The 25,272-nt window shown below is 54.2% G+C and carries 27 protein-coding genes and 1 other RNA gene; 12 read left to right on the top strand and 16 right to left on the bottom strand.

Annotated features, from left to right (window positions below; translation table 11 throughout):
- Positions 1 to 84 precede the first annotated feature (84 nt).
- The 3 genes from nlpI to F3J40_RS13440 all read left to right on the top strand — a co-directional run bounded on the left by nlpI (position 85) and on the right by F3J40_RS13440 (position 3,029).
- Positions 85 to 969 (top strand): lipoprotein NlpI, encoded by an 885-nt coding sequence (nlpI, locus tag F3J40_RS13450; RefSeq protein ID WP_017349636.1) that lies wholly within the window; start codon positions 85 to 87, stop codon positions 967 to 969.
- A gap of 103 nt (positions 970 to 1,072) precedes the next feature.
- Positions 1,073 to 1,129 carry a protein YrbN gene (gene yrbN, locus F3J40_RS25210; RefSeq protein WP_100229640.1) on the top strand — a complete coding sequence of 19 codons (57 nt, stop codon included), beginning with the start codon at positions 1,073 to 1,075 and terminating at the stop codon, positions 1,127 to 1,129.
- Positions 1,130 to 1,145: 16 nt separating this feature from the next.
- Positions 1,146 to 3,029 (top strand): DEAD/DEAH family ATP-dependent RNA helicase, encoded by a 1,884-nt coding sequence (locus tag F3J40_RS13440; RefSeq protein WP_167015374.1) that lies wholly within the window; start codon positions 1,146 to 1,148, stop codon positions 3,027 to 3,029.
- 57 nt (positions 3,030 to 3,086) lie between these two features.
- Here the strand turns inward: F3J40_RS13440 and F3J40_RS13435 are convergent, their stop codons facing one another.
- A complete protein-coding gene (locus F3J40_RS13435) occupies positions 3,087 to 4,097 on the bottom strand; it encodes a luciferase-like monooxygenase (RefSeq protein WP_167015372.1) in 1,011 nt (336 codons plus the stop codon).
- A gap of 470 nt (positions 4,098 to 4,567) precedes the next feature.
- On the opposite strand from F3J40_RS13435, the gene F3J40_RS13430 reads away from it, so the two are divergent.
- Positions 4,568 to 5,104 (top strand): GNAT family N-acetyltransferase, encoded by a 537-nt coding sequence (locus F3J40_RS13430; protein WP_167015370.1) that lies wholly within the window; start codon positions 4,568 to 4,570, stop codon positions 5,102 to 5,104.
- Here F3J40_RS13430 and F3J40_RS13425 read toward each other — a convergent pair.
- Positions 5,064 to 5,375 (bottom strand): GIY-YIG nuclease family protein, encoded by a 312-nt coding sequence (locus F3J40_RS13425; protein WP_167015368.1) that lies wholly within the window; start codon positions 5,373 to 5,375, stop codon positions 5,064 to 5,066. The genes F3J40_RS13430 and F3J40_RS13425 overlap by 41 nt on opposite strands.
- A 101-nt stretch (positions 5,376 to 5,476) precedes the next feature.
- Here F3J40_RS13425 and F3J40_RS13420 point away from each other — a divergent pair, with 101 nt between their 5' ends.
- Entirely contained in the window at positions 5,477 to 5,902 is a 426-nt protein-coding gene (locus F3J40_RS13420) for a YhbP family protein (protein WP_167015366.1), read from the top strand.
- Here the strand turns inward: F3J40_RS13420 and nrdG are convergent.
- The 6 genes from nrdG to argF form a co-directional block, all read right to left on the bottom strand.
- On the bottom strand, positions 5,883 to 6,395 hold the full coding sequence (gene nrdG, locus F3J40_RS13415; RefSeq protein ID WP_167015364.1) for an anaerobic ribonucleoside-triphosphate reductase-activating protein: 513 nt from the start codon (positions 6,393 to 6,395) through the stop codon (positions 5,883 to 5,885). The genes F3J40_RS13420 and nrdG overlap by 20 nt on opposite strands.
- The gene (gene nrdD, locus F3J40_RS13410; protein WP_167015362.1) at positions 6,392 to 8,251 is read right to left on the bottom strand and encodes an anaerobic ribonucleoside-triphosphate reductase; all 1,860 of its coding nucleotides are present in this window, start codon (positions 8,249 to 8,251) and stop codon (positions 6,392 to 6,394) included. Before nrdD ends, nrdG begins: the two co-directional genes overlap by 4 nt.
- A gap of 230 nt (positions 8,252 to 8,481) precedes the next feature.
- A complete protein-coding gene (gene ridA, locus F3J40_RS13405) occupies positions 8,482 to 8,868 on the bottom strand; it encodes a 2-iminobutanoate/2-iminopropanoate deaminase (protein ID WP_017349644.1) in 387 nt (128 codons plus the stop codon).
- A 55-nt stretch (positions 8,869 to 8,923) separates the two neighbouring features.
- Positions 8,924 to 9,388: an aspartate carbamoyltransferase regulatory subunit gene (gene pyrI / locus F3J40_RS13400; RefSeq protein WP_026042845.1), complete on the bottom strand. Its 465-nt coding sequence runs from the start codon at positions 9,386 to 9,388 to the stop codon at positions 8,924 to 8,926.
- A gap of 7 nt (positions 9,389 to 9,395) precedes the next feature.
- Positions 9,396 to 10,331, bottom strand: a complete 936-nt coding sequence (pyrB, locus tag F3J40_RS13395; RefSeq protein ID WP_017349646.1) for an aspartate carbamoyltransferase — start codon at positions 10,329 to 10,331, stop codon at positions 9,396 to 9,398.
- Positions 10,332 to 10,591: 260 nt separating this feature from the next.
- Entirely contained in the window at positions 10,592 to 11,599 is a 1,008-nt protein-coding gene (gene argF, locus F3J40_RS13390) for an ornithine carbamoyltransferase (RefSeq protein WP_167015361.1), read from the bottom strand.
- 169 nt (positions 11,600 to 11,768) lie between these two features.
- On the opposite strand from argF, the gene rraB reads away from it, so the two are divergent.
- Both rraB and miaE read left to right on the top strand, forming a co-directional pair.
- The gene (gene rraB / locus F3J40_RS13385) at positions 11,769 to 12,191 is read left to right on the top strand and encodes a ribonuclease E inhibitor RraB (protein WP_017349648.1); all 423 of its coding nucleotides are present in this window, start codon (positions 11,769 to 11,771) and stop codon (positions 12,189 to 12,191) included.
- 46 nt (positions 12,192 to 12,237) lie between these two features.
- Complete coding sequence (miaE, locus tag F3J40_RS13380; protein ID WP_167015359.1) at positions 12,238 to 13,005, top strand: tRNA isopentenyl-2-thiomethyl-A-37 hydroxylase MiaE; 768 nt, start codon at positions 12,238 to 12,240, stop codon at positions 13,003 to 13,005.
- 28 nt (positions 13,006 to 13,033) lie between these two features.
- On the opposite strand, the gene yjgA is transcribed toward miaE, so the two are convergent.
- Positions 13,034 to 13,576, bottom strand: a complete 543-nt coding sequence (yjgA, locus tag F3J40_RS13375) for a ribosome biogenesis factor YjgA (RefSeq protein ID WP_017349650.1) — start codon at positions 13,574 to 13,576, stop codon at positions 13,034 to 13,036.
- 116 nt (positions 13,577 to 13,692) lie between these two features.
- Between yjgA and pmbA the strand changes: the two genes are divergently transcribed.
- The gene (gene pmbA / locus F3J40_RS13370; protein ID WP_167015357.1) at positions 13,693 to 15,033 is read left to right on the top strand and encodes a metalloprotease PmbA; all 1,341 of its coding nucleotides are present in this window, start codon (positions 13,693 to 13,695) and stop codon (positions 15,031 to 15,033) included.
- Between the two features lie 69 nt (positions 15,034 to 15,102).
- Positions 15,103 to 15,489 (top strand): cytochrome b562, encoded by a 387-nt coding sequence (cybC, locus tag F3J40_RS13365; RefSeq protein ID WP_167015355.1) that lies wholly within the window; start codon positions 15,103 to 15,105, stop codon positions 15,487 to 15,489.
- Positions 15,490 to 15,542: 53 nt separating this feature from the next.
- Here cybC and F3J40_RS13360 read toward each other — a convergent pair whose 3' ends face one another.
- The gene (locus F3J40_RS13360; protein ID WP_017349653.1) at positions 15,543 to 16,442 is read right to left on the bottom strand and encodes a LysR family transcriptional regulator; all 900 of its coding nucleotides are present in this window, start codon (positions 16,440 to 16,442) and stop codon (positions 15,543 to 15,545) included.
- Between the two features lie 130 nt (positions 16,443 to 16,572).
- Here F3J40_RS13360 and F3J40_RS13355 point away from each other — a divergent pair, with 130 nt between their 5' ends.
- Complete coding sequence (locus tag F3J40_RS13355; protein ID WP_017349654.1) at positions 16,573 to 17,274, top strand: pirin family protein; 702 nt, start codon at positions 16,573 to 16,575, stop codon at positions 17,272 to 17,274.
- A 59-nt stretch (positions 17,275 to 17,333) separates the two neighbouring features.
- Here F3J40_RS13355 and dolP read toward each other — a convergent pair whose 3' ends face one another.
- Genes dolP through F3J40_RS13335 form a run of 4 tightly spaced genes read right to left on the bottom strand, consistent with a single transcriptional unit; the run spans position 17,334 to position 20,933 of the window.
- Entirely contained in the window at positions 17,334 to 17,906 is a 573-nt protein-coding gene (gene dolP / locus F3J40_RS13350; RefSeq protein WP_167015353.1) for a division/outer membrane stress-associated lipid-binding lipoprotein, read from the bottom strand.
- A 14-nt stretch (positions 17,907 to 17,920) separates the two neighbouring features.
- Positions 17,921 to 18,508, bottom strand: coding sequence for a DnaA initiator-associating protein DiaA (diaA, locus tag F3J40_RS13345; RefSeq protein ID WP_017349656.1), 588 nt, complete (start codon positions 18,506 to 18,508; stop codon positions 17,921 to 17,923).
- A gap of 14 nt (positions 18,509 to 18,522) precedes the next feature.
- Entirely contained in the window at positions 18,523 to 18,918 is a 396-nt protein-coding gene (locus F3J40_RS13340) for a YraN family protein (RefSeq protein WP_017349657.1), read from the bottom strand.
- Entirely contained in the window at positions 18,876 to 20,933 is a 2,058-nt protein-coding gene (locus F3J40_RS13335) for a penicillin-binding protein activator (protein WP_167015351.1), read from the bottom strand. Before F3J40_RS13335 ends, F3J40_RS13340 begins: the two co-directional genes overlap by 43 nt.
- Positions 20,934 to 20,995: 62 nt before the next feature.
- On the opposite strand from F3J40_RS13335, the gene rsmI reads away from it, so the two are divergent.
- On the top strand, positions 20,996 to 21,859 hold the full coding sequence (rsmI, locus tag F3J40_RS13330) for a 16S rRNA (cytidine(1402)-2'-O)-methyltransferase (RefSeq protein WP_167015349.1): 864 nt from the start codon (positions 20,996 to 20,998) through the stop codon (positions 21,857 to 21,859).
- A 33-nt stretch (positions 21,860 to 21,892) separates the two neighbouring features.
- Positions 21,893 to 22,269, top strand: an RNA gene (gene rnpB / locus F3J40_RS13325) — RNase P RNA component class A.
- Positions 22,270 to 22,461: 192 nt separating this feature from the next.
- On the opposite strand, the gene F3J40_RS13320 is transcribed toward rnpB, so the two are convergent.
- Together F3J40_RS13320 and F3J40_RS13315 are read right to left on the bottom strand one after the other, a co-directional pair.
- Entirely contained in the window at positions 22,462 to 23,733 is a 1,272-nt protein-coding gene (locus tag F3J40_RS13320; protein WP_167015347.1) for a DUF445 domain-containing protein, read from the bottom strand.
- Between the two features lie 16 nt (positions 23,734 to 23,749).
- A complete protein-coding gene (locus F3J40_RS13315) occupies positions 23,750 to 25,252 on the bottom strand; it encodes a helicase HerA-like C-terminal domain-containing protein (RefSeq protein WP_167015677.1) in 1,503 nt (500 codons plus the stop codon).
- Positions 25,253 to 25,272 lie beyond the last annotated feature (20 nt).

The raw sequence follows: 25,272 nt of genomic DNA, 5'->3' as shown, positions 1-25,272 counted from the left end.
GTGTCATCGCGAGGGCAGGAATCCTTGTGCAGAGCAGCCGGATGACAGGATGTTCATCCTAATGTTTGTATTCGGGAGTGGGAAATGAAGCCTTTTTTGCGCTGGTGTTTTGTTGCAACAGCTCTGACGCTGGCAGGATGCAGCAACTCCAATTGGCGTAAGAACGAAGTTCTTGCAGTACCGCTACAACCGACACTGCAACAGGAAGTGATTCTGGCACGCATGGAACAAATTCTTGCCAGTCGTGCACTGACCGATGATGAACGCGCACAGTTGTTATATGAGCGCGGAGTGTTGTATGATAGTTTAGGTCTGCGGGCATTGGCGCGGAACGATTTTTCGCAAGCGCTGTCTATAAGACCGGATATGCCTGAAGTGTTTAACTATTTAGGCATATATTTAACGCAGGCAGGCAATTTTGATGCTGCCTATGAAGCGTTTGATTCTGTACTTGAGCTTGATCCAACTTACAACTACGCGCATTTGAACCGTGGTATCGCCCTCTATTACGGCGGACGATACAAGTTAGCGCAAGATGATCTGCTGGCGTTTTATCAAGACGATCCTAATGATCCTTTCCGTAGTCTGTGGCTCTATCTCGTGGAACGCGAGATGGATGTAGACTCTGCCAAAGCAGCGCTGAAACAGCGTTATGACAAGGCGAAGAAAGATCAATGGGGATGGAACATTGTCGAGTTCTACCTGGGCGATATCAGCGAAAAAGCACTGATGGAAAGCCTCCAGGCAGACGCAACGGATAACACCTCGCTCGCTGAACATCTCAGTGAAACCAACTTCTATTTAGGTAAGTACTACCTAAGTCTGGGGGAGAAGGACGACGCGAAAGCGTTGTTCAAACTGGCGGTTGCTAACAACGTTAACAACTTTGTTGAGCACCGTTACGCATTGTTGGAACTGGCACAACTCGGCCAGGCACAAGACGATTTATCAGAATCCGACCAGCAATAGCTGACGAACTTTTATTGTCTGAATACCTGTAAAGCCATCACCTCCAAGGTGGCGGCTTTGCTGTTCGTCAAAACTTCTAATTTGAGCCGGTTCACACTTTTTGATGAAAATGACTGAAAATTTTCACGACGAGTTATGTAGACTGGCCGCCGCAATCTAAGAGGCACGTGTACTACATGACTGATATTCAAACCACTTTTTCCGATCTTGGCCTGAACGCTGATATCCTTGAATCACTGAACGGTATGGGCTACGTGAAGCCTTCCCCAATCCAGGCTGAGTGTATCCCACACCTGCTGGCGGGCCGTGACGTGCTGGGTATGGCGCAGACCGGTAGTGGTAAAACTGCAGCGTTCTCTTTGCCGCTGCTGAACAATGTTGATCCAACTGTTAAAGCACCGCAAATTTTGGTGCTGGCTCCAACCCGCGAACTGGCTGTTCAGGTTGCTGAAGCCATGAATGAATTCTCTAAACACATGCGTGGCGTAAACGTAGTGGCCCTGTACGGCGGCCAGCGTTATGACGTTCAGCTGCGCGCTCTGCGTCAGGGACCACAAGTTGTTGTGGGTACACCTGGCCGTCTGCTCGACCACCTGAAGCGTGGCACGTTAGACCTGTCTAACCTGCGTGGCCTGGTGCTGGACGAAGCTGATGAAATGCTGCGTATGGGCTTCATCGAAGATGTTGAAACCATCATGGCGCAGATCCCAGACGGTCACCAGACCGCGCTGTTCTCAGCAACCATGCCAGAAGCGATTCGTCGCATCACTAAACGCTTCATGAAAGATCCACAGGAAGTGCGTATTCAGTCTAGCCTGACTACTCGCCCTGACATCTCTCAGTCTTACTGGACCGCTTACGGCCGTAAAACTGATGCACTGGTTCGTTTCCTGGAAGCAGAAGATTTTGATGCTGCTATCATCTTCGTGCGTACCAAAAACGCAACGCTGGAAGTGGCTGAAGCGCTGGAGCGCAGCGGCTATAACAGCGCAGCACTGAACGGTGATATGAACCAGGCACTGCGTGAGCAGACCCTGGAGCGCCTGAAAGATGGTCGTCTGGACATCCTGATCGCAACTGACGTTGCGGCACGTGGTCTGGACGTTGAGCGTATCAGCCTGGTTGTTAACTACGACATCCCGATGGACGCAGAATCTTACGTTCACCGTATCGGTCGTACCGGTCGTGCTGGCCGTGCAGGTCGCGCACTGCTGTTCGTTGAGAACCGCGAGCGTCGTCTGCTGCGCAACATCGAACGCACCATGAAGCTGACCATTCCAGAAGTTGAACTGCCTAACGCAGAACTGCTGGGTGAGCGTCGTCTGGCTAAGTTCGCAGCAAAAGTACAGCAGCAGCTGGAAAGCAGCGATCTGGACATGTACCGCGCACTGCTGAGCAAAATGCAGCCGGGTGAAGATCTGGACATCGAAACTCTGGCCGCAGCACTGCTGAAAATGGCTCAGGGCGAACGTCCACTGATTCTGCCACCAGAGGCACCACGTCCAGCACGTCGTGAGTTCCGCGATCGTGATGACCGTCGTGATTCACGTGATTCACGTGGCCCACGCGAAAACCGTGGCGATCGTGATGGCGCTCCACGTCGTGAACGTCGTGACGTTGGCGAAATGCAGCTGTACCGCATTGAAGTTGGCCGTGATGATGGTGTTGAAGTTCGTCACATCGTTGGTGCTATCGCTAACGAAGGCGACATTAGCAGCCGTTACATCGGTAACATCAAGCTGTTCGGTACTCACTCTACCATCGAGCTGCCGAAAGGCATGCCGGGCGAAGTTCTGCAGCACTTCACACGTACTCGTATTCTGAACAAGCCGATGAATATGCAGTTGATGGGTGATGCTCCGGTTCATGAGCGTAGCGAACGTCGTCCAGGCGGTCGTGATGGTGAGCGTCGTGGCGCACCACGTGGTGAAGGCGCACCGCGTCGTTTCTCTGATCGCCGTGAAGGTGGTCGTGAAGGCGGACGCTTCAGCCGTGAAGGCGGTCGTGGCCCACGTCGTGAAGATGGCGATGCACCACGTCCACAGCGTCGTGACAGCTAATACGCAGTTAGCGTAAATAAAAAAGAGGCCCTTGGGCCTCTTTTTTTGTTTCCAGACTTATAAGCCGTCAGCGGCTTCCATCGCCAGAGCATAAGAATGTAGACGTGCTTCAGGCGAGAAAATTTGTCCATTCACCATGATCTCATCCACTAACGTTTCACGGCGTAATGTAGCAAGCCCCTGACGGACTTTCTCCACATCACCCACCAACGACATACTCAATGCTTGCTGAACGCCATACTGCTCTGAGGGCGACCAGATATTATCCATGTTTTCGACCGGTGCCGGCAGTGGACCGGGTTTACCCCGGCGCAGGTTGATGAACTGCTGCTGCTGGGAGGTAAACAGATAGCGGGCTTCTTGCACCGAGTCTGCGGCTATCACATTGACGCACGCCATCGCGTAAGGCTTATCCAGGCGCGCTGAAGGCTGGAACTCTTCACGATAGAGGTGCAGGGCATGCATCAGCTGCTCTGGGGCAAAGTGTGAGGCAAAAGCAAAAGGCAGGCCCATTTTGGCAGCCAGCTGGGCGCTGTACAGGCTAGAGCCCAGCAGCCAGAGAGGAATATTGATGCCGAGTCCTGGCACCGGTTGCACCAGCGGCGCTTCACTCTCTTGATGATCGAACCAGCGGATCAACTCAGCAACATCATCCGGGAAGGTATCTGCCTGGGCGCTGGAAAGATGGCGACGCAGCGCCATCATGGTGCGCTGGTCAGAGCCTGGCGCTCGGCCAACGCCAAGATCGATACGGTCAGGATAAAGTGTGGCTAACGTACCGAACTGCTCGGCAATCACCAGCGGTGCGTGGTTCGGCAGCATGATCCCGCCTGAACCCAGGCGAAGATGTTTGGTGTTAGCGGCGAGATAGCCAATCAGCACAGAAGTAGCAGCGCTGGCGATACCGGTCATATTATGATGTTCTGCCAACCAGTAGCGGTGATAACCTAATTGCTCAGACTGTCGTGCCAAAGCCAGAGATGTGTTGAAGGCATCGTGAGGGCGTGAACCTTGTGGTACTGGGGCAAGGTCGAGTACAGAGAGTCGAACCGATTTTTTTTCAGACATGGGTACTCCAGATTAAAATGGCGCGGGCGTTGATTGGGCCTGCATACAGCAGTATTACGCATCGTTACCCATATTAAAACTGCTAATATCGGCAGCAATGTAGCCGGAATGTGCCTTTGTCTAACTGGTTTAACCTGCTAACGCAGTATATTAGCCAGGTTGTAAACCAGGGTTGTCACTATTTATAAGAATTATTTAAGTAATAACCGCTGGGCTAATTGTCTTACTGGCGGTAATGTCTGTGAAGCAGACCGGGGGAAAGCTAAGATAATCCGGTGAAGCTGGCCCGGTGAACGGGTGTATTTGCTGTCATGATAAACTCAGCAATTTAGTCCTGCTCTTGACGCAGATAGGTTAAACTTTACGAAAGCCTGCCGATAAGCCTATGCCTTTTGGCAATCATGCACTGGAGGATTAAGGGTAATGGAAGCGAGTCATCTGCACACTCCACCGTCATGCACAGGTGTAAAATGTTAATTCGTACTGAGATTGGCGTAGATGCTGCGGGCATCGACGCGCTATTAAGACGCACGTTCCCTACTGCGGGCGAAGCTGAGCTGGTTCAGCAATTACGTGAAGATGGGTTGCTAACGTTGGGTGTCGTCGCCACCGATGATGAAGGTCAGGTGCTTGGCTACGCTGCATTTAGCCCGGTGACCCTGCAAGGGGAAGATCTTAACTGGGTAGCCCTTGCTCCACTGGCCGTGGATGAATCCATCCGAGGTCAGGATCTCGGCCGTAAGCTGGTGTTTGAAGGATTAGATACTTTAAACGAATTCAGCTACAGCGCCGTGGTGGTGTTGGGTGATCCCCAATATTACAGCCGCTTTGGGTTTGAACCTGCCGTAAGCCATGCTCTGCACTGTAAATGGCCGGGCAGTGAGTCTGCATTCCAGGTTTATAAACTGGCAGAAGAAGCTTTCATCCAGACAGAGGATTTGGCCGCTCAGTCTGAATCACCAGCAATCAAGGTTGAGTACTCTGCGCCGTTTGATCGTTTTGAGTAAGCCACTGTGTCAGTGAGTGCGGCTGGTGCTCTACCAGCTGCAATTTCTGTTGTCGCTTGAGCTGTTTGACCTGATACTCCAGACGGGAAGCGCTGGCGCGATCGCCTGCTGCGCAGTGAAACACCAGCGTAATCGGGCCTTTACCGCGTAACGCGCGCGCCCCTATGCCGCGTTGATGTTGTCCCACCCGACGTTCTACATCGGTAGTGATGCCGGTATAGAGCGCGCCGCTAGCGGTGCGCACAATGTAAAGCTGCCAGCCGTGGCTCATCTTTAGGCTCTTTCGGTTTACTCTTTTCGGCAGTGTAACGCGCTGTCTCTGTTACTGCTATTCGCTATTTGTGGCTCTTTGAGCCTGCACGGAGTTGAAACATGTCCGATCACGCCCATCTGATTCGCTATCTAAAAAAACAGCATGTCCTCTCGCTCTGTGCGACGCACAAAGGTGAGCTATGGTGCGCTAACTGTTTCTACATTTTTGATGAGGGCGAAATGACCTTCTTTTTGATGACGGAACCTGAGACGCGCCACGGCACACTGATGATGGCCAACCTTGAAGTGGCCGGCACGGTGAATGGCCAGCCTAAGACGGTACTGCTGATCAAAGGTGTGCAGTACCGTGGTGTGATCACCCGGCTGGAAGGTGATGCAGAGGAGCGTGCGCGTATCCGTTATCAAAAGCGCTTCCCGGTAGCCCGGAAAGTGACCGCTCCGCTATGGGCGCTCCGGGTGGATGAGTTAAAGATGACGGATAACGCCCTGGGCTTTGGTAAGAAGATTAGCTGGCAGCGGGTATAGTCGTAAACAAATCCTTACGCTGACCTAACTCTGCGGTTTTCAGGATGCGCTGGTTTTTACTGCCACGCCAGCGCAGCTGTGGATCGTATTCTTCCCGGATAAACGGCCCATCTATCAGCACATCCACCAGTGCTATCACGGTTTGCTGCGCTTCACTCAGGGTTTCCCACTGATAGCCAGTCCACAGCCAAATGTCTTTTCCCGGACAGCAGCGGCGTACGCGATGTAGCAGGCGTCGCACATGGGGGACATTGTCGGGATGCATCGGATCGCCACCGCTAATCGACAACCCACGCCGGGGAACTTTCGTATCATTCAGGTCCGCAATAAGCTGTTCTTCAAGCGCCAGCGTAAACGGCTGGCCTGAGTCTAGCCGCCAGGTGCGTGGGTTATAACACCCACGGCAGCGATGCTCACAGCCGGAAACAAACAACGTACAACGTGTTCCCGGCCCGTTGACCACATCTATCGGGTAGTAGGCGTGAATATTCATAGTTCAGGCAGATGTTTAACGCGTCGAGCCACTTCCTGCTGCTTGCCGCTATTAAAAGGACGTGCATCCGGGCTACCGAGATAACCGCACACGCGGCGCGTCACAGAGACACTGGCTGGATTGTGGTTGCCACATTGTGGGCAGCTAAAGCCATGATCGCTACAGGTGAACTCGCCTGTAAAACCGCATTCATAGCACTCATCAATCGGCGTGTTGGTGCCGTAGTAGGGCACGCGATCATAGCTGTAGTCCCAGACATCCTCTAGCGCCTGTAAGTTATGGCGTAAGTTGGGATATTCGCCATAGCAGATGAACCCGCCGCTGCTGAGGGCAGTATAAGGCGCTTCGAAGTCGATTTTTGCATAGGGATCGACCTTCTTTTCCACATCAAGGTGGAAGCTGTTGGTGTAGTAGCCTTTGTCGGTGATGCCCGCAACTTCGCCAAATTCAGCGCGATCGAGGCGGCAGAAGCGATCGCACAGATTCTCACTGGGCGTGCTGTACAGGCTAAAGGCATAACCGGTTTCACGTTTCCATGCCTGCGTCGCTTCGCGCAAGCGTGCGATGATGGCAAGGCCTTTGGCACGCATCTCTGGTGAATCGTAGGGGTGCGTGGAGCCATCGCTGAGTGCCAGCAGGGTTTCATGCAGGCCGATAAAGCCCAGTGAAATCGATGCGCGACCATGACGGAACAGTTGGCCGATAGGATCGTCTGCGTTCAGGCGTATGCCACAGGCACCTTCCATGTAGAGAATGGGCGCGACACGTGCCGGTATTTTGTCCAGCCGGGCAATGCGGGTCATCAGCGCCTGACGTGCCACCAGCAGCCGGCGTTCCAGCAGTGACCAAAAACGCGACTCTTTACCCGCCGCCTCCAGTGCAATCCGGGGCAGATTGAGGGTGACCACACCAAGATTGCAGCGCCCGTCATGAATCTCTTTTCCCTGTTCTTCATAACGGTTCAAAAAGCTGCGGCAGCCCATTGGCGTTTTAAAACTTCCCGTGACTTCAACCACCTTGTCGTAATTGAGAATGTCAGGGTAGATGCGCTGGCTGGCACATTTGAGTGCTAACTGCTTGATATCGTAATTAACATCGCCGGGTTTACGATTGACTCCAGCGCGAATAGCAAACACCAGTTTGGGGAAAATCGCGGTTTTATGATGTTTGCCCAAGCCACTCAGGCGGTTGCCAAGGATCGCCTTCTGGATCATCCGCGCATCTTCACTGGTGCCAAGCCCAAAACCCAGGGTCACGAACGGCGTCTGTCCGTTGGCGGTATGCAGGGTATTCACTTCATACTCCAGCGCCTGGAAAGCATCATGGCACTCTTTTTCCGTCCGTGAGTGAGCATAACCCTCGACATCGCTGATATGCCACTGCACCGCGACAGCACGGTGCTTCTCCCGGCTCATGCTGACATAGGGCGCGAGGATCTCATCAATACGATTAATGGTGGTGCCGCCATAAATGTGGCTTGCCACCTGAGCGATGATTTGGGCAGTCACTGCGGTGGCGGTAGCAATCGACTTGGGTGGCTCGATCCCGGCATTCCCCATGCGAAAGCCCTGACTGAGCATCTGTTGCAGGTCAACCAGCATGCAGTTAAACATGGGAAAGTAGGGGGCATAATCCAAATCGTGATAGTGGATCTCACCGCGCTGATGCGCCTGCACCACATTCTCTGGCAGCAGATATTCGCAGGCGTAGTAACGCGCCGCAATGCCCGCCAGCAGGTCACGCTGGGTCGGAATGACGTTGCTGTCTTTATTGGCATTTTCATACAGCAGTGCCGGATTATTTTGTTCCAGAAGGTCGCGAATTGCGGCCGTCAAGGGATGAGTACTGGCGCTCATGAGTCTCTCCATTAACGAGATGTTGTGCATTCGCAGGAGTGTAGTGGCTATATGTTGTGTCTGCGTCGGGTAAAATCGCGCAGCAATTGATTTGGAACAAGGAAGGCGTTGTTAAAGCGGCCGTGATGGTGTGAGGAGTAAAAGCGGGGACCAGAAAACAGCAAAACGGTATAGAAAGATAATCCCGCTTCTTGCGCTATGACTTGACAAAAAGCGGGAAAATGACGTGATTAGCGACGAACTGCGATAGCTTCGATTTCGATCTTCACATCTTTTGGCAGACGAGCAACTTCAACACACGAGCGAGCCGGGAACGGCGCATTATGTTCGGTGAAGAAAGCTTCGTAAGTGGCGTTTACGGTCGCGAAATCGTTCAGATCTTTCACAAAAACGGTGGTTTTTACGATATCTGCAACTTTCAGACCGGCCGCTTCAACGATAGCCTGCACGTTTTCCAGCGACTGGCGTGCCTGCGCAGAGATATCTTCCGCAACTGCGCCAGTCTGAGGGTTAACAGGGATCTGACCGGAGGTGATAATCATGCTGCCGAGATCAACGCCCTGAACATAAGGACCAATAGCAGCGGGAGCCTGGGTAGTACTGATTTCGCGAGACATTGTTTCTCCTGAGTTTTTAGCAGATGTTGCCCCATTATAGGGGGCAACAGTCGGATTACCAGTGGCCGAGCACCACATGACGTGCGAACTCTTTCTCACAGTATTTGCACTTCAAATGCACCTCTTCCTCACGCTGTTTTACGGCAAAGCTAGAGGCAACCGGCTCACTGCGGCTGATGCAGTTGCTGTTCGGGCAGGTCAGGATACGATCGATCCGATTCGGCAGTGTCGGGGCGATCTTCGCCACCACTTCATACTCATCGATGCGGTTCACCGTCGCGTGCGGTGCATACACGGCGAGTTGGTTGATCTGATCGTCGGTGAGGAAGGTGTTCTCGATCTTAATCAGGTCTTTACGCCCCATTTCGCCAGAAGGCAGGTTCAGGCCGATGGTAATGCGCTGATCGGTCTCGGTCAGGCGAAACAGCGACAGCAGCTTAAAGCCAACCTGTGCGGGGATGTGGTCGATAACCGTGCCACGTTTAATCGCTTCAACCTGCAATTTGTTATCTGTCATCATCTTCTCCTTACGCTACCACTTCGCTATTGAGGACCAGCGCCAGCAGTGCCTGACGCGCATAGATGCCGTTACCGGCCTGCTGGAAATACCAGGCATACGGCGTTTTATCGACATCGGTGGTGATCTCGTCAATACGTGGCAGAGGATGCAGCACTTTCATCTGTTCACGAGCGCCAACCAGATCGGCGGCACGCAGGATAAACTGCGCTTTGACATTGGCATATTCAGAAGGATCAAGGCGCTCTTTCTGCACCCGCGTCATGTAAAGAATATCCAGTTGTGGCAGCACTTCTTCAATGCTGTCATGGCGTGACCAGACAATGCCTTTCTCATCCAGCATATCGGTGATGTAAGCGGGCATAGCCAGCGCATCCGGGGCGATAAAGAAGAAGCGGTTGCCGTCGAATTTCGCCAGCGCCTGGGTCAGCGAGTGTACGGTACGGCCATATTTCAAATCGCCGACCATTGCCACATTCAGGTTATCGAGACGATTTTGCGTCTCCTGAATGGTGAACAGATCCAGCAGCGTTTGGGTTGGATGCTGATTGGCACCATCACCGGCATTCAATACCGGAATGCCGCCGGAAAACTCCGTAGCAAGACGCGCAGCCCCTTCCTGAGGATGACGCATGACAATCGCATCAACATAGGTGCTGATGACGGAAATGGTATCGGCGAGGGTTTCGCCTTTTTTACCCAACGAGGTGTTGCCGCCATCGGCAAATCCAACCACAGCGGCACCCAGACGGTGCATGGCGCTTTCGAATGACAGGCGCGTACGGGTTGAGGCCTCAAAGAAACAGCTGGCGATGACGGTATGCTTCAACAGCTCCGGTTGCGGGTTGGCCTTGAGCTTTGCAGCGGTCTCAAGTACCAGCTCCAGCTCATTACGGCTAAGGTCATTAATAGAAATAATATGCTTACGATAAAGCGGGTTGGCCATAGCTTTCTCCTCTGCGCTGCCGGATTACAGACAAAAAAAAGCCCCTGCTAAAAGGGGCTTTTTTGACGATCGGTTCGTTGACGGAAAGAAGCAACAGCCGCACCGCACGCACAATAGCGAGTGTGAACCACAAATTGTAAGCTACGCTGTTGCATGCTTCCTCCCGGCAAATTGTGGCGCATTATACGCATTCACCGGGACGCGGCAAGTGAAAATCGCGGCGCGGGGAAAACGTTTGCGGTGCGTCACGGGCCAGGGGCTTAGCGCTGCCCTAGCGTGGCAACCATCACCGCTTTAATGGTGTGCATCCGGTTCTCCGCCTGGTCGAACACCACACTGTTGCTGGACTCAAACACTTCGTCACTCACTTCCATACCGTCCTGCAAACCGTACTGCTCGGCCATCTGTTTGCCGAGGGTGGTTTGATCGTCGTGGAAGGCGGGCAGGCAGTGCAGGAACTTAACCTGTGGATTGCCGGTTAAATCGAGCATAGCGCGGTTGACCTGATAAGCACGCAGCAGCGCGATACGCTCAGCCCACACCGACTTCGCCTCACCCATTGAGACCCAGACATCAGTATAGATAAAGTCTGCGCCCTGTACGCCCGCGGCAATATCTTCCGTCAGGGTAATTTTACCGCCGGTTTGCTCTGCCAACTGACGGCACTCCGCGACCAACTCCGCTTCAGGCCAGCACGCTTCAGGCGCAACCAGGCGCAGGTCCAGGCCTGTCAGCGCAGCCGCTTCCAGCATGGTGTTGCCCATGTTGTTACGCGCATCGCCAACGTAAACCAGCGTCATTTCATTCAGGGCTTTGCCCGGCAGGTGTTCCTGCATGGTGAGCAGGTCAGCCAGCAGCTGTGTCGGGTGGAACTCGGTTGTCAGGCCATTCCAGACCGGCACGTCGGCAAACTCAGCCAGCGTTTCCACCAGCTCCTGGCCGTAGCCACGGTACTGAATGCCGTCGTACATCCGGCCTAATACCCGAGCGGTGTCTTTCATCGACTCTTTATGGCCGATCTGGCTGCCGCTTGGGCCAAGATACGTCACATTAGCGCCCTGATCGTATGCGGCAACTTCGAAAGAGCATCGGGTGCGGGTCGAGTCTTTTTCGAAGATGAGCGCGATATTTTTGCCTTTCAGGTACTGGGGTTCATTGCCGGATTTTTTCGCGTGTTTTAATTCAGCGGCAAGTTCAAGAAAATAACCGGTCTCGGCCGGGGTGAAGTCCATCAACCTCAGGAAATCACGTTTGTACAGCTGACTCATGGTGCACTCCGTGTAACGCTTAATTGAATTAAAATTCAATTTAACCGTATGAATATTCATTTTCAACCCCAGGGAAAAGAAACTTTCTCTTTTGAGTAGTGGCGCGTCGGGCAGTGTGGGAAAATACTTGTCAAAGAGAAGTTCCCTGCCAAATATTGAGGACACCGCCATGGCATACGAAGAATTGCTGGAAGAACAGCGCGAAGAGACCCGCCTGATCATTGAAGAGCTTTTAGAAGATGGCAGCGATCCTGATGCGCTTTACACCATCGAACACCACCTCTCCAGCGTTAACTTCGACTCGCTGGAAAAAGTGGCCGTGGATGCCTTTAAGCTGGGTTATGAGGTTTCCGAGCCAGAAGAGCTGGAGCTGGAAGATGGAGAGAAGGTTGTCTGTGTGGATATCCTCAGCGAAGGTGCCCTGAATCCTGAACTGATTGATGCGCAGGTTGAACAACTGGTGAACCTGGCAGGTAAATACAACGTCGATTACGACGGATGGGGTACCTACTTCGAAGATCCGGACGCAGAAGATGAAGACGAAGACGGCGACTTCATTGATGACGAAGAAGACAACGGCGTTCGCCACTAAGTAACCAGGGCGGTGTCTATGCACCGCCCTCTGTTTTGTGAAGAATATGACTGAAAATTACGCTTCCCTGCTTGAACCCATCAACCAGTTCCTGCATTGCCCTACGCCACAGGCGTGGATCGATGAAGCCAGCAAGCCAGAAAACCTGACACTGCTTCTGACCGATCATCTGGTGTGTGAACTCAAAGCGGCGCAAACCGCGATTTGGTTTATTCGTAAGTATGTTGCCGATAAACCCAGTGGCGATCTGATGCGTAACTGGTTAAAGCCCTATGAAGATTTTATCTTTCGTGAAAGTAACGACAGCGACTTTATCAACGCACACAGAAGCCTGAGTAAAAGCATTATTGTGCGCAATGAGCTGCCGTGGGCCGACGAACTGTTAGAGAAAATGGTACTGCTGATCAAAGAGGAACTGCACCACTTTTACCAGGTGTGGGAGATCATGCAGGCGCGCGGTTTACCCTACCGTAAAATCACCGCCAGCCGTTATGGCAAAGGGATGATGCGTGAAGTGACCAACCATGAGCCAGACATGTTGGTGGATAAGCTGATTTGCAGCGCCTACATTGAAGCGCGCTCTTGTGAACGTTTTGCCAGTATCGCCCCGTACCTGGATGCAGAGCTGGCAAAATTTTATGTCTCACTGCTGCGCTCTGAAGCGCGTCACTATCAGGATTACCTGGGGCTGGCTGAGCACATCTCACCGCGAGATATCACCCCGCGCGTGCAAGCGATTGGCGCAGCAGAGGCACGCTTGATCAGCGAGCCAGATAGCGAACTGCGTTTTCACAGTGGGGTTCCTGCGTTTTAATCCGCGCTTCCCCCTGAAGGGCAGAGGATTACGCCTCTGCCAGTTCGCGCAGGTACTGGAAGATCAGACGGGAAGACTTCGGTGGTTTATTCGCCGCTTTCTCTTTCTGTGCGTTACGCACCAGGCTACGTAACTGCTGGCGATCGGCATCCGGGTACAGACCCATCACTTCGGCCAGTGCATCATCACCTTTTTCAATCAGACGATCGCGCAGGGCTTCCAGTTTATGGAACAGCGCTACCTGCTGGTTATGGCGGTTTTTCAGCTTATCCAGCGCCTGACGAATCGGATCTTCATCGCGTGAGCGCAGCATTTTACCAATCAGCTGCAACTGGCGACGTCGTCCCTCTTTCTTGATGCGCTGTGCCAGCTCAATGGCATTGCGCAGCTCTTCATCCAGTGGGATTTTGTCGAGGGCGTTTTTACCCAGTTCAACCAGCTCAGCGCCCAGGCGCTTCAGCTCTTCTGCATCACGTTTAATTTCGCTCTTGCTGACCCAAATAATCTCGTCATCTTCTTCTTCGTGATTATCGGGCACATCGTCGAGCCACTCTTCAGGTTGTTTGGCCATTTTGGGGCTCCCTAAAAAAAAGAGGCTAATGCTACCAGTTTATCGGGCGACTGCGAAATTGTTCTCCGACTCTGTTAGACTCAACATATTCACTCCTAAGATTAGACGGCAGGTCGATGAACGTATCTACTCAGGTTGCAGAACAGCGTAAAGTGTTGGAACAGGCAGTCGCACAAGCCCTGGAGCTGGCGAAGGCCAATACAGATGGCGCTGAAGTCGCCGTGAGTAAAACCACCGGGATTGGCGTCAGCACCCGGTATGGTGAAGTGGAGAACGTCGAATTCAACAGCGACGGCGCACTGGGCATCACGGTTTATCATCAGAATCGCAAAGGCAGTGCCTCCTCAACCGATCTCAGCCCGGAAGCGATTAAACGCACCGTGCAAGCCGCGATTGATATCGCACGCTACACCTCCGCCGATCCTTTCGCTGGCCCTGCAGACCCGGAACTGCTGGCGTTTGAAGCACCGGATCTCGATCTTTACCATCCGTGGGAGATTGATGCCGATCGCGCGATTGAACTGGCCGCGCAGGCAGAACAAGCTTCCCTGCAAGCCGATAAGCGCATTACCAATACCGAAGGCGGCAGTTTTAACAGCCACGTCGGTATCAAGGTATTTGGTAACAGCCACGGCATGTTGCAGAGCTACTGCTCTAGCCGTCACTCCCTTTCAAGCTGTGTTATCGCTGAAGTGAATGGTGATATGGAGCGTGATTACGCTTACACCATTGGCCGCTCAATGGACGATCTCAAAAGCCCGGAGTGGGTGGGTGCTGAAGCTGCGCAACGCACATTGTCGCGCCTTTCTCCACGTAAACTCTCAACGCGCAAAGCGCCAGTGATTTTCGCTCCGGAAGTGGCAACGGGCCTGTTTGGGCATCTGGTGGGGGCGATCAGCGGCAGCAGCGTCTATCGTAAATCCACCTTCTTGTTGGATTCACTCGGCAAGCAGATTCTGCCTGAATGGCTGACTATCGAAGAAAAACCGCATCTGCTGAAAGGCCTGGCCTCCACCCCGTTTGACAGCGAAGGGGTTCGCACCCAGAACCGTCTTATTGTTGACCGTGGTGTGCTGCAAACCTGGTTGATGACGGGCTATTCCGCACGTAAACTGGGGTTAATCAGCACCGGTCATGCAGGTGGCATTCATAACTGGCGTATTGCCGGTCAGGGCCACAGCTTTAATGACCTGCTGAAACAGCTTGGCACCGGCCTGGTGGTCACTGAACTGATGGGGCAGGCAGTGAGTGCAACCACCGGCGATTATTCACGTGGTGCCGCTGGTTTCTGGGTAGAAAATGGCGAAATCCAGTACCCAGTAAGCGAAATCACCATCGCGGGCAATCTGAAAGAGATGTGGAGCAATATTGTCACCGTCGGCGACGACATCGAAACCCGCAGCAATATTCAGTGCGGCTCGGTACTGCTACCTGAAATGAAGATAGCCGGACAATAAAACCATCAATTTCCAGAAAGCAGCCCACAGAGGCTGCTTTTTTTTTACCACAATAAAAAGGAAAGTAAGATGCGTAAACCCTTGTTAGCAATGTTGTCGATTACCCTGTTATTCTCCAGCGCTAGTCTGTATGCCGCTGATTTAAAAGCGGATATGCACACCCTGAAAGATGGACTTGGCGTGGTCCAAAAGAGCAGTGATGCGCAGGCTATCCAGAAAGCGTTGGCTGAGATGCGTACCGCAGCGGAAGATGCAAAAAAATCCACCCCAGAGACGCTGGAAGGGAAATCAGCAGATAGCGCAGAGGTGAAAGACTACCATGCCGAACTGGATAAGCTGATTGCGCAGATTGATGTGGTGGATGCGAAAGCAAAAGCGAATGATCTGGCGGGTGTGAAAGAAGAGTCGAAGAAGCTGGAAACGATTCGCAACGAAGGACACAAGAAGTTCCGTTAAGCCTGCCCGCAGAGATGAAATACAGCGCATCGCCAAACGCGATGCGCTTTTTTTTAATGGCTGTTTTTCAGCAGACGCGGAATTTCTCGCAGGCACCAGGCTTTCGCTTCGCCCATGCTGTCACGACGCCACGCCATAATAATATCAACGTCGCGGGTGTATTCCGGGCTGACCACGCGTAAGCGGCCTTCAGCGATATCCTGCTCGACCATAGCGTACGGCATGGTCGCAACCCCTAAGCCTGCCAGCAATGCTCTGCGCTTATCTTCCATGCTGCTCACCGTAAGACGTTGCTGCTTATCCAGCAGCTGTACCGTTAACACCGGACGCTCACGTGCCGTATCTGCTACCGCAATCCCACGATATTTCACGCGAGTCACTTCAGACAGCGGCTCTGGCTCGGCGTGAATGGGGTGATCCGCCGCCGCAACATAGACGCTCATCATGGTGTAGAGCTTGCGGGTATTAATCTCGGTTGAGGCGCGGAAGTGCATGTCCGGGGCAATAACAATATCGGCCCGACCCTGTTCCAGTCGCTCCCAGGAGCCTGCCAGCACTTCGGTAATCAGTGAAATTTGGGTATTGGCTTTTTCCGCCAGCTTCTCCACCAGAGGGAACAGGCGTTCAGCGGGCACCAGCGCTTCTACGGCAATGGTCAGATGGGTTTCCCAGCCGCGCGCCAGCGCTTCGGCATCGGTGGTGAGTTTATCAGCCGCTTCCAGCAATACGCGGCCTCGTTCCAGCAGCATACGCCCGACGTTGGTAAACTTAGTTCGATGACCAGAGCGGTCAAACAGCACCACATCCAGCTCCTCTTCGAGCTTCTGCATGGTGTAGCTCAGGGCGGAAGGGACGCGGCCTAGCTCATCGGCAGCGGCAGCAAAACTGCCACGTCGATCAATCGCATCCATCACACGTAATGCTTCAAGGGTAAGGGCACGCTCTCTGGCCATGCGGATTCTCTGTCAGGAAATTTGAACATTCCCGGCAGATTAACTGGCTAACATTACGGCGTCCAGCCTTTTACCATAATGAGGTGCAAGTCGAAGGTTGCTGATACAGGCAACCGCCTGGAGGTAAATCATGATAACGACACGCAGCGCGTCCGCTTGCGGGCAGGCCGATTTCGGCTGGCTACAGGCGCGCTACAGCTTCTCTTTTGGCCACTATTTTGACCCTAAATTAATGGGTTACGCTTCGCTACGCGTCCTGAACCAGGAAGTGTTAGCGCCGGGCGCTGCGTTTCAGCCACGCACGTATCCCAACGTAGATGTATTGAACCTGGTGCTGCAAGGTGAGGCGGAATACCGCGACAGCGAAGGCAATCACTGGGTCGCACGTGCCGGTGAAGCGCTGTTGTTAGCGACGCAGCCTGGCGTCAGCTACAGCGAGCATAACCTGAGTAAAGATGTTCCTCTGACCCGAATGCAGCTCTGGCTCACGGCCTGCCCGGAGCGTGAAAATCCGTTGCAGCAAAAAATCGCTATTGCACCGCAGGCAGTGACGCAGTTGCTGGCTTCACCCGATGGGGATCAACAAAGTCTGCAACTTCGCCAGCAGGTATGGATCCATCAACTCCATCTGGCGGCGGGCGAATCTCAACAGATAACCATTCGCGGGGCGCGCGCTTACCTGCAATCCATACACGGACAGATTGAGGTTACGGCGAGCGGTGCTGCCGAGCAGTTGCAGTGTGGTGATGGGGCGTTTTTACAGGATGAACATCAGCTTCGCATCACGGCAAAAACGCCGCTGCGGGCACTGGTGATTGATATCCCGGTTTGAGCTGGGGCAAAAAAAATGCCAGTCATTGCTGACTGGCATCGTATCTGATGGGGCTGCGCTTACTTCAGCGTGGTGAAAGCGGTGGTAACGTGCTTAACACCACTGACTCGGCTGGCAATGTCTGCCGCTGCACGGGCTTCTTCATTGGTGACTAAGCCCATCAGGAACACTTCGCCATTTTGCGTAGTGACCTTCACATTGGAAGATTTCACCTGATCGCTGCCCAGGAGCTGGGAACGGACTTTGGTGGTGATCCAGGTATCTGAAGAGGCGGTACCGAGGCTGGCTTTTGGCCCGATGCGCACTTCGTTATACACCTCAGTCGCGCCCTCTACGCCCATTGCGATCTGTTTCGCACGGCCAGAGAGGCTGCTGTCTGGTGCCTGGCCGGTTAACAGCACTTTACCCTGATAGGCGGTTACGCTGATATTGGCCTGCTGTTTCAGTTGCTGATCTTTGCCGAGGGCATTGGAAACGCGCAGTTCCAGCGTGCCGTCATCGACCTGGGTGCCAACGGTGCGAGGATCGGTGGCGGTTTTGGTGGCAACGGCAGCACCACCCGCTACAACGGCAATACAGCCTTGCAGCATCATGGCGCAGAGGAGAATGGCTACAGCATTCAATGCTTTCATAGGAGCTCCTTCAGTCATTCCTGGTGTGGAAACAAGGTGTTGTCGATAAGATCGCACAGGCAGTTCAGGGTGAGCATATGCATCTCCTGGATACGAGCACTACGGTGCGAAGGGATGCGAATTTCCACATCATTTGGCCCAAGCAGGCCTGCCAGTTCACCGCCATCATAGCCAGTCAATGCGACAATTGTCATATCACGGGTGACAGCGGCTTCAACTGCTTTAACGATATCGCGGGTATTACCACGGGTTGAGATCGCCAGTAACACATCACCGGTTTGACCCAGCGCGCGTACCTGTTTGGCGTAGATCTCATCGTGCTGACGATCGTTACCGATGGCCGTCAGCATCACGTTGTCTGCGCTGAGTGCCAGCGCAGGCAGACTCGGACGTTCGGTTTCGAAACGGTTGATCATGCTGGCGGCAAAGTGTTGCGCGTTGGCTGCCGAAGCACCGTTACCACAGCTGAGAATTTTATTGCCGTTAAGCAGTGACTGCACCAGCGTCATTGCCCCTCGGGAGATGGCATCGGGCAGCGCTTCGGCTGCGGCGATTTGTGTCTGAATGCTCTCGGTAAAGCACGCTTTTATTCTTTCCTGCACTGATTCACCTGGTTTTAGTTATCGGTCTGAAACGCGTTCGGTAGCCATTCCAGTGTATCACCGGTAATGGCTACCACGTCAAAGCGGCAGTCTACTGTGTCGAAACTGCACCCGCGACCCGCCAGCCAGAAGGCGGCGGCGCGCAGCAATTTTTGCTGTTTCTGTCGGGTGATGCTGGCTAGCGCGCCGCCGAAGCCATCATTGCGCCGATAGCGCACTTCAACAAACACCCAACAGCGACCTGCGCGCATGATGAGGTCAATTTCACCGGCGCGGCAACGTACGTTGCTGGCTACCCAGCGTAATCCGGCCTGTTCCAGATAACGGCGCGCCAGTTGTTCATAGTGCGCGCCGCTGCTCTGAGGACTCAGGAGGCCGGAACGATTTCGCCCTGACGATACTGGTTCCATGACAACTTCCTGTTGATCACGCAATCCGATGTTGCGGTCAGCGTGCCGGTGTTGCCGTTAAGGCTGTAACCCGGCGTCTGGCGCATCTGGTTGAAATGGTTCGCCAGTGTCCAGGCATCCACGCCCATTGCATACAGACGGACCAGTGAATAATCATTATTAAATGACTTCACGGCCTGCTGCATCAGTGCCGGATTAGCACCCGAAAGCAGTGGGATGTCACTGAACTGTAAGCCGTCCATTTCCAGACGGAAATCTGGGCCCGCACCCGCCTGGAAGCTGCGTGAGCTCGCGTACAGCGCGATATTGTTACGGCTGCTGGTGCGCATCGCGATCATCGGTTTGATCAGCTCCAGTTCGGCCTGAGTCGAAACAATATAGACGCCATCCACGTTACCGCTGCTGGCGGCTGCCGCTACCGGCTCAACCTGCGGAGCCGGAATATTCATACCCGCAATGCTGATTCCCTGCGGTTGGGCAGGCGCGATGTTAACTGGGGTGCCGCTCAAGCTAATACCTGCACCGCTGTTAATGCCCTGTTTCAGCTCGGCTGCGGAACCAAAGCGCTGTTGCAGCACACTGCCACCGCCCAGACTTTGCCACTCCTGAGCGAAGGCGTTGACGACGCGATCGCCAAAGTTGCTACGCGGCACCAACAGCAGCGGTGAGCGTTTACCCTGATCCCACATATGATGAGCGGCATCTCGCGCTTCGTCTTCAGGAGAAAGGGCGAAGTAGCAAACATTCGGATGGTTCTGGATCTGCTCCGGCTCGTTAAGGGCCAGGATGTTCAACGGGGTTTGGCTGTTAACCACCGTTGAGACATCTGATTTCAGCAGTGGGCCAACCACAATGGTCGCGCCATCTTGTTGTGCCTGTTGCATCACCTGCGCGATAGGCTGGCTGCTGGTGTCATACACTTTAATCTGTGCGTTGCCAGCCGGAGCCACCTGCGGAGCAGACTGCGCGGCAGCCGGCTGAGAGGCAGGCGCTGGTGCTGGTGTTGTCGCATCAACCGGCGCGGCTGAAGGGCTGACAACCGCGTTATCACTGTTGCCTGAGTAGCTGATTGGCTGTGCAGCAGTGCCCGCGTCAGAAGGGGCTGCGGCAGGCTGAGCGGCGGCTACCGACTGCGGTTGCGGAGCCGACACCAGTGCGCCGTTTTTCGCATCGTTGAAGCCTTTCTGGATGGCATTGGCGAACAGTTGCGCCTGGCCATTCAGCGGCAGCAGCAGAGCAATGGTGCTGGTCGAGGCTTTCGTCATGTTCTGCGCCTGGTTCAGCGCAGAAGGCAGGGTTTTCGCACCAGGATTGTACGGATAGCGCGTTTGCCAGTCTTTGACTGCCGCTTTCAGCATCTGGGCATCCTGGTTGTTAGCGCGCCAGACGTTAAGCAGATCTAGCCAGCCTTGCAGCACATTTTCATTGGCATTGATCACGATATTGCCAGCATCCTGCGGCGACATCTGCGTCAGAGTCTGCCAGGTTGCATCAATGTTCTTCTGGTGATCTGCCCCGCGCAGCAGTGGCTCCTGCGCGATATAGGCGCGAAGCAGCGGCAGGGAAGGCTTTCCTTGTGCGGCGGCAATTTGCAGCGTATAGAAGCGGGCTTGTTGATCTTGCGACAGATTTTCCAGCTTAATCTGGCTCAATGCCTGCTGTGCGCCAGCCGTATTTTGCTGCCCGGTCTGGAGCTGGGCGCTGAGCAGCAGGCTTTCCTGCTGCTGAACGTCCGAAAGCTGCTGAGGCAGTTGGCTCATCTGCTGTGCGGCTTGTGGATACTTTCCTTCATTCAACAGGGCGCGGATTGCGAGTAATTGCCAGTCGGTCTTGCTATTATCATCGCTTTGCTGCACCTGTTGCAGGTAGTAATCAGAGCGGGCGGTGGCCGGGCCTTGAATGTTGACGTTAGAGGTTTGCGGTCCCTGGCTGCTACAGGCAGCTAAGATGAGCCCGGCAAGGAGTGCGGGCAGAAGACGTCCAGCTTTACGACGTACCATTTTTGAAGGAAGCATACTGTATCCAGTGATGTTTTTTTCAAGATGCTCAATATTAAATCGGCAATTCGGATGAAACAATGAAACAACTCGATCGGGCAGACATTTCTGCCAGCACGCTCTACATCGTTCCAACCCCGATTGGTAATTTGGGTGATATCACCCAGCGGGCGCTGACGGTGCTTGCGAGCGTCGATCTGGTCGCTGCGGAAGATACACGTCATACCGGGCTGTTGCTACAACATTTCGCCATCAATGCGCGACTGTTCGCACTTCACGATCACAACGAACAGCAGAAGGCAGAACTGTTGCTGAAGAAGCTCCAGGAAGGCCAGAGTATCGCATTAGTCTCCGATGCCGGCACGCCGTTAATCAACGATCCTGGCTATCATCTGGTGCGCCTGTGCCGTGAAGCCGGAGTGCGCGTGGTGCCGTTACCGGGAGCCTGCGCCGCGATCACAGCATTAAGCGCAGCGGGATTACCGTCAGATCGTTTCTGTTACGAAGGGTTTCTGCCCGCGAAAAGTAAAGGTCGCTGCGATGCGTTACGCGCGTTATTGCAGGAGCCGCGCACGCTGATTTTCTATGAATCTACGCATCGCCTGCTCGATAGCCTGGAAGATATGGTGAAAGAGCTAGGGGCTGAGCGGTATGTGGTGCTGGCACGCGAAATCACCAAAACCTGGGAGACGATTCACGGTGCTCCGGTTGGCGAACTGCTGGCGTGGGTACGTGAAGATGAAAACCGCCGCAAAGGCGAAATGGTGCTGATTGTTGAAGGCTTCCATGCCGATGAAGAAGCCCTCCCGCCGGAGGCACTGCGTACGCTGGCGCTGCTGCAAAAGGAGCTGCCGCTGAAAAAAGCAGCGGCGCTAACCGCGGAGATTCATGGCGTTAAGAAGAATGCGCTGTATAAGTTCGCTCTGGAGCAGCAAGAGGCGTGACAAATCGCGCTGAATGCCCTATTATCCCGCGCCGAAGCTGACCAGACAGTCGCCGCTTTGTCGTCGTCCCTTTCGGGGGAGACAGGCAGAGGGGAGGAAAGTCCGGGCTCCATAGGGCAGGGTGCCAGGTAACGCCTGGGGGGCGCAAGCCTACGACCAGTGCAACAGAGAGCAAACCGCCGATGGCCCAGTAATGGGATCAGGTAAGGGTGAAAGGGTGCGGTAAGAGCGCACCGCGCGGCTGGCAACAGTTCGTGGCACGGTAAACTCCACCCGGAGCAAGGCCAAATAGGGGTTCACTAGGTACGGCCCGTACTGAACCCGGGTAGGCTGCTTGAGCCAGTGAGCGATTGCTGGCCTAGATGAATGACTGTCCACGACAGAACCCGGCTTATCGGTCAGTTTCGACTTCTTCATGTGGAAAACCCGCCTCGGCGGGTTTTTTGCTATCTGGAGCATGGGAACAAGATGAATGACTGTCCACTCCGTTCTCCATGACATGAAAGCGGCTTACCGGCCAGTTTCGACTTTTGCATGTGAAAAACCCGCTTCGGCGGGTTTTTTGCTATCTACCAGTAAGAACCTATCTCGCAAATCTCTTTCTAGAGTACCTGCGGCAGCTGCGAAAGCAGATACAGAATCAGCCCGATTGAGCCGCCGACCAGGGTGCCATTGACGCGAATAAACTGTAAATCGCGGCCAATATTCAGTTCGATCTGGCGCGACATATCGCGTGCATCCCAGCTTTTCACCGTATCGCTTATATGCCGGGTCAGGAAGGCGGAAAAGTCCGGTGCGGCGGAGCGGGCGGCTTCTTCCAGATGCTGGTTCATGGCACTGCGTAATGCCTGATCCGCTAACAGCGTCTCACCCAGCCACTGCGCGGCTTGCTGCATGCGCTGCTCAACGCGGGAGTTATCACTGCTGAGATCCTGACGCAGCCAGCTGCGCAAATCCTGCCACAGCTCACCAATATACTGATTCAGCGTCGCGTCCTCTTTCAGCCAGCTTTTCACCATCTCGGCACGCTCGGCCATCTCCTGATCGCTTTTCAGCCGTTCAATCAGCTTAGCCACGGCGCGATTAAAGCCCTGACGCAGCTCATGCCCCTGATCGATCGCGACTTCATCCAGAATCGAATCCACTGCGTTTGCCACCACCTCAGCACTCTGTTCACCCAGCCACTCGGTAGGCAGCATTTTGGCTTTAATGGGATGTTCGCGCTTTAGCCAACTGGTGATCTGACGGGCGATAAAAGCGCGGGTATCAGGGCGATTGAGCAGGCTCAGCAGCTGATCGATAGTGGCATCCAGCAACGCCTGATGGCGATTATTACGCGTCATGCTCTCCAGAATCAGCGCGGCGGACTGGCTAAAATCCACCTTATCCAGCGCACGATGCACCGCCCGGCGTAAAAAGTCCTGAATGCGGCTGTCATCGGTGAGATCGAGGAAACCGCGCATTACCTGCAACAGGTGGTGACTGACGCGGCGCGCGTTCTCGCCCTGGGCCAGCCAGTCGGCCAGCATCTGTGCCGGATCGTGGCGACGTATCAGACTCAGCAGAGACTCACTGTCGAGAAACTTCTCCTGCACAAAGCGACCGAGGTTATCGCCGATACGATCTTTATTGCGTGGGATGATCGCCGTATGGCGACTGATAAAGGGGATAGGCACGCGACGAAACAGTGCCACCACCGCGAACCAGTCTGCCAGCGCGCCCACCATGGCCGCTTCCGCCACGGCCTTCACGCCGTTAACCCAAAAGTTGGGCGGCAGAAACAGCGTGACGATAAAGGTCAGGGTTGCTGCCAGCAGCAGGCTCAGTGCCAGTAGTTTGCTGCGTTGTAACTGTTTTTGTTTATCATTTTCCATTTGAACAGCATAGCACTCAGCGCCCGCGGCCGCCGAGCAGGCTGCCTAAAACGCCACGAATGATCTGATTCGTCACCTGGCGTGCGGCACTTTTCGCGACGCTTTGTACTACACCATCATGCTTGCCGCCGCGCGGGCCAGTGCTGCCAAACAGAATATCTTTCAGCCCGCCGAGAATACCGTCATCCACATTCACGCCGTTGCCTTTCGCCTCTGGTGCACTATTTTGCTGTGGTGCCTGCTGCACACCTTGCTGCAACTTCTCATAGGCGGATTCACGATCCAGCGCTTCATCATATTTGCCATACAGCGCAGAGTTATTGATCAACTGATTACGTTCATCGGCATTCAATGGGCCCATGCGTGATCCGGGGGCGATCACCGTGGCGCGTTCGACAATTGCAGGGCTTCCTTTTTCATCCAGTAGCGAAATCAGCGCTTCGCCGGTGCCCAGTTGCTGGAGTGCCGCGAGGGTATCAATCGCAGGATTGGTGCGCAGGCTATCGGCGGCAGCTTTCAGGGATTTTTGATCTTTTGGGGTAAAGGCGCGCAGGGCATGCTGCACACGATTACCCAACTGGCCCAGCACCGTTTCCGGCACGTCAGCCGGATTTTGCGTCACAAACCACACGCCAACGCCTTTGGATCGGATCAGGCGGATCACCTGTTCGATCTTATCCAACAGCACCGCTGGCGCATCGTTGAACAGCAAATGGGCTTCATCAAAGAAAAACACCAGCTTAGGCTTATCCAGATCGCCAGCTTCTGGTAACTGTTCATACAGCTCAGAGAGCATCCACAGCAGGCTGGTGGCGTAAAGTTTCGGTTGCTGGAACAGCTTCTCGGCGGCAAGGATATTGATGACGCCTTTCCCGTTCTCATCACAGCGCATCCAGTCACTGATTTGCAGCATCGGCTCGCCGAAAAAGTGCTCGGCACCTTGCTGCTCCAGCGTCAGCAGGCCACGCTGAATGGCACCGACTGACGCACTGGTGATATTGCCGTACTGATTCTGGAAGGACTTGGCGTTATCACCGATGTATTGCGTCATCGCGCGCAAATCTTTGAAATCGAGCAGCAGTAAGCCCTGGTCGTCGGCCACGCGGAAGATAATCTGCAAGACGCCGCTCTGCACCTCATTCAGGCTCAGTAAGCGAGCCAGCAGCAGCGGACCCAGATCGGACACGGTGGCGCGAAGCGGGTGGCCCTGCTGGCCATAAATGTCCCACAGCACCACCGGATTTTTCTGCGGTTCCCAGTCGCTGACGCCAATTTTAGCCAGCCGCGCCTGTAACTTCTCCGAGCTTTGCCCCTCTGCCGCTACACCACTGAGATCGCCTTTCACGTCCGCCATAAAAACCGGTACGCCGATATTCGACAGCGATTCCGCCAGTTTTTGTAGCGTCACGGTTTTACCGGTGCCGGTCGCTCCCGTGATCAGGCCGTGGCGATTGGTCATTTGTGGCAGCAGATGAACTTCTTTCTCTGGGGTTCGGGCGATCAGAAGAGGCGTCATGATGGTTTACTCGCGCTAAAAAG

It is taken from the genome of Candidatus Pantoea multigeneris, from assembly GCF_011752615.1.
GTDB lineage: Bacteria > Pseudomonadota > Gammaproteobacteria > Enterobacterales > Enterobacteriaceae > Pantoea > Pantoea multigeneris.
This window is presented reverse-complemented; position numbering and strand designations above follow the sequence as displayed.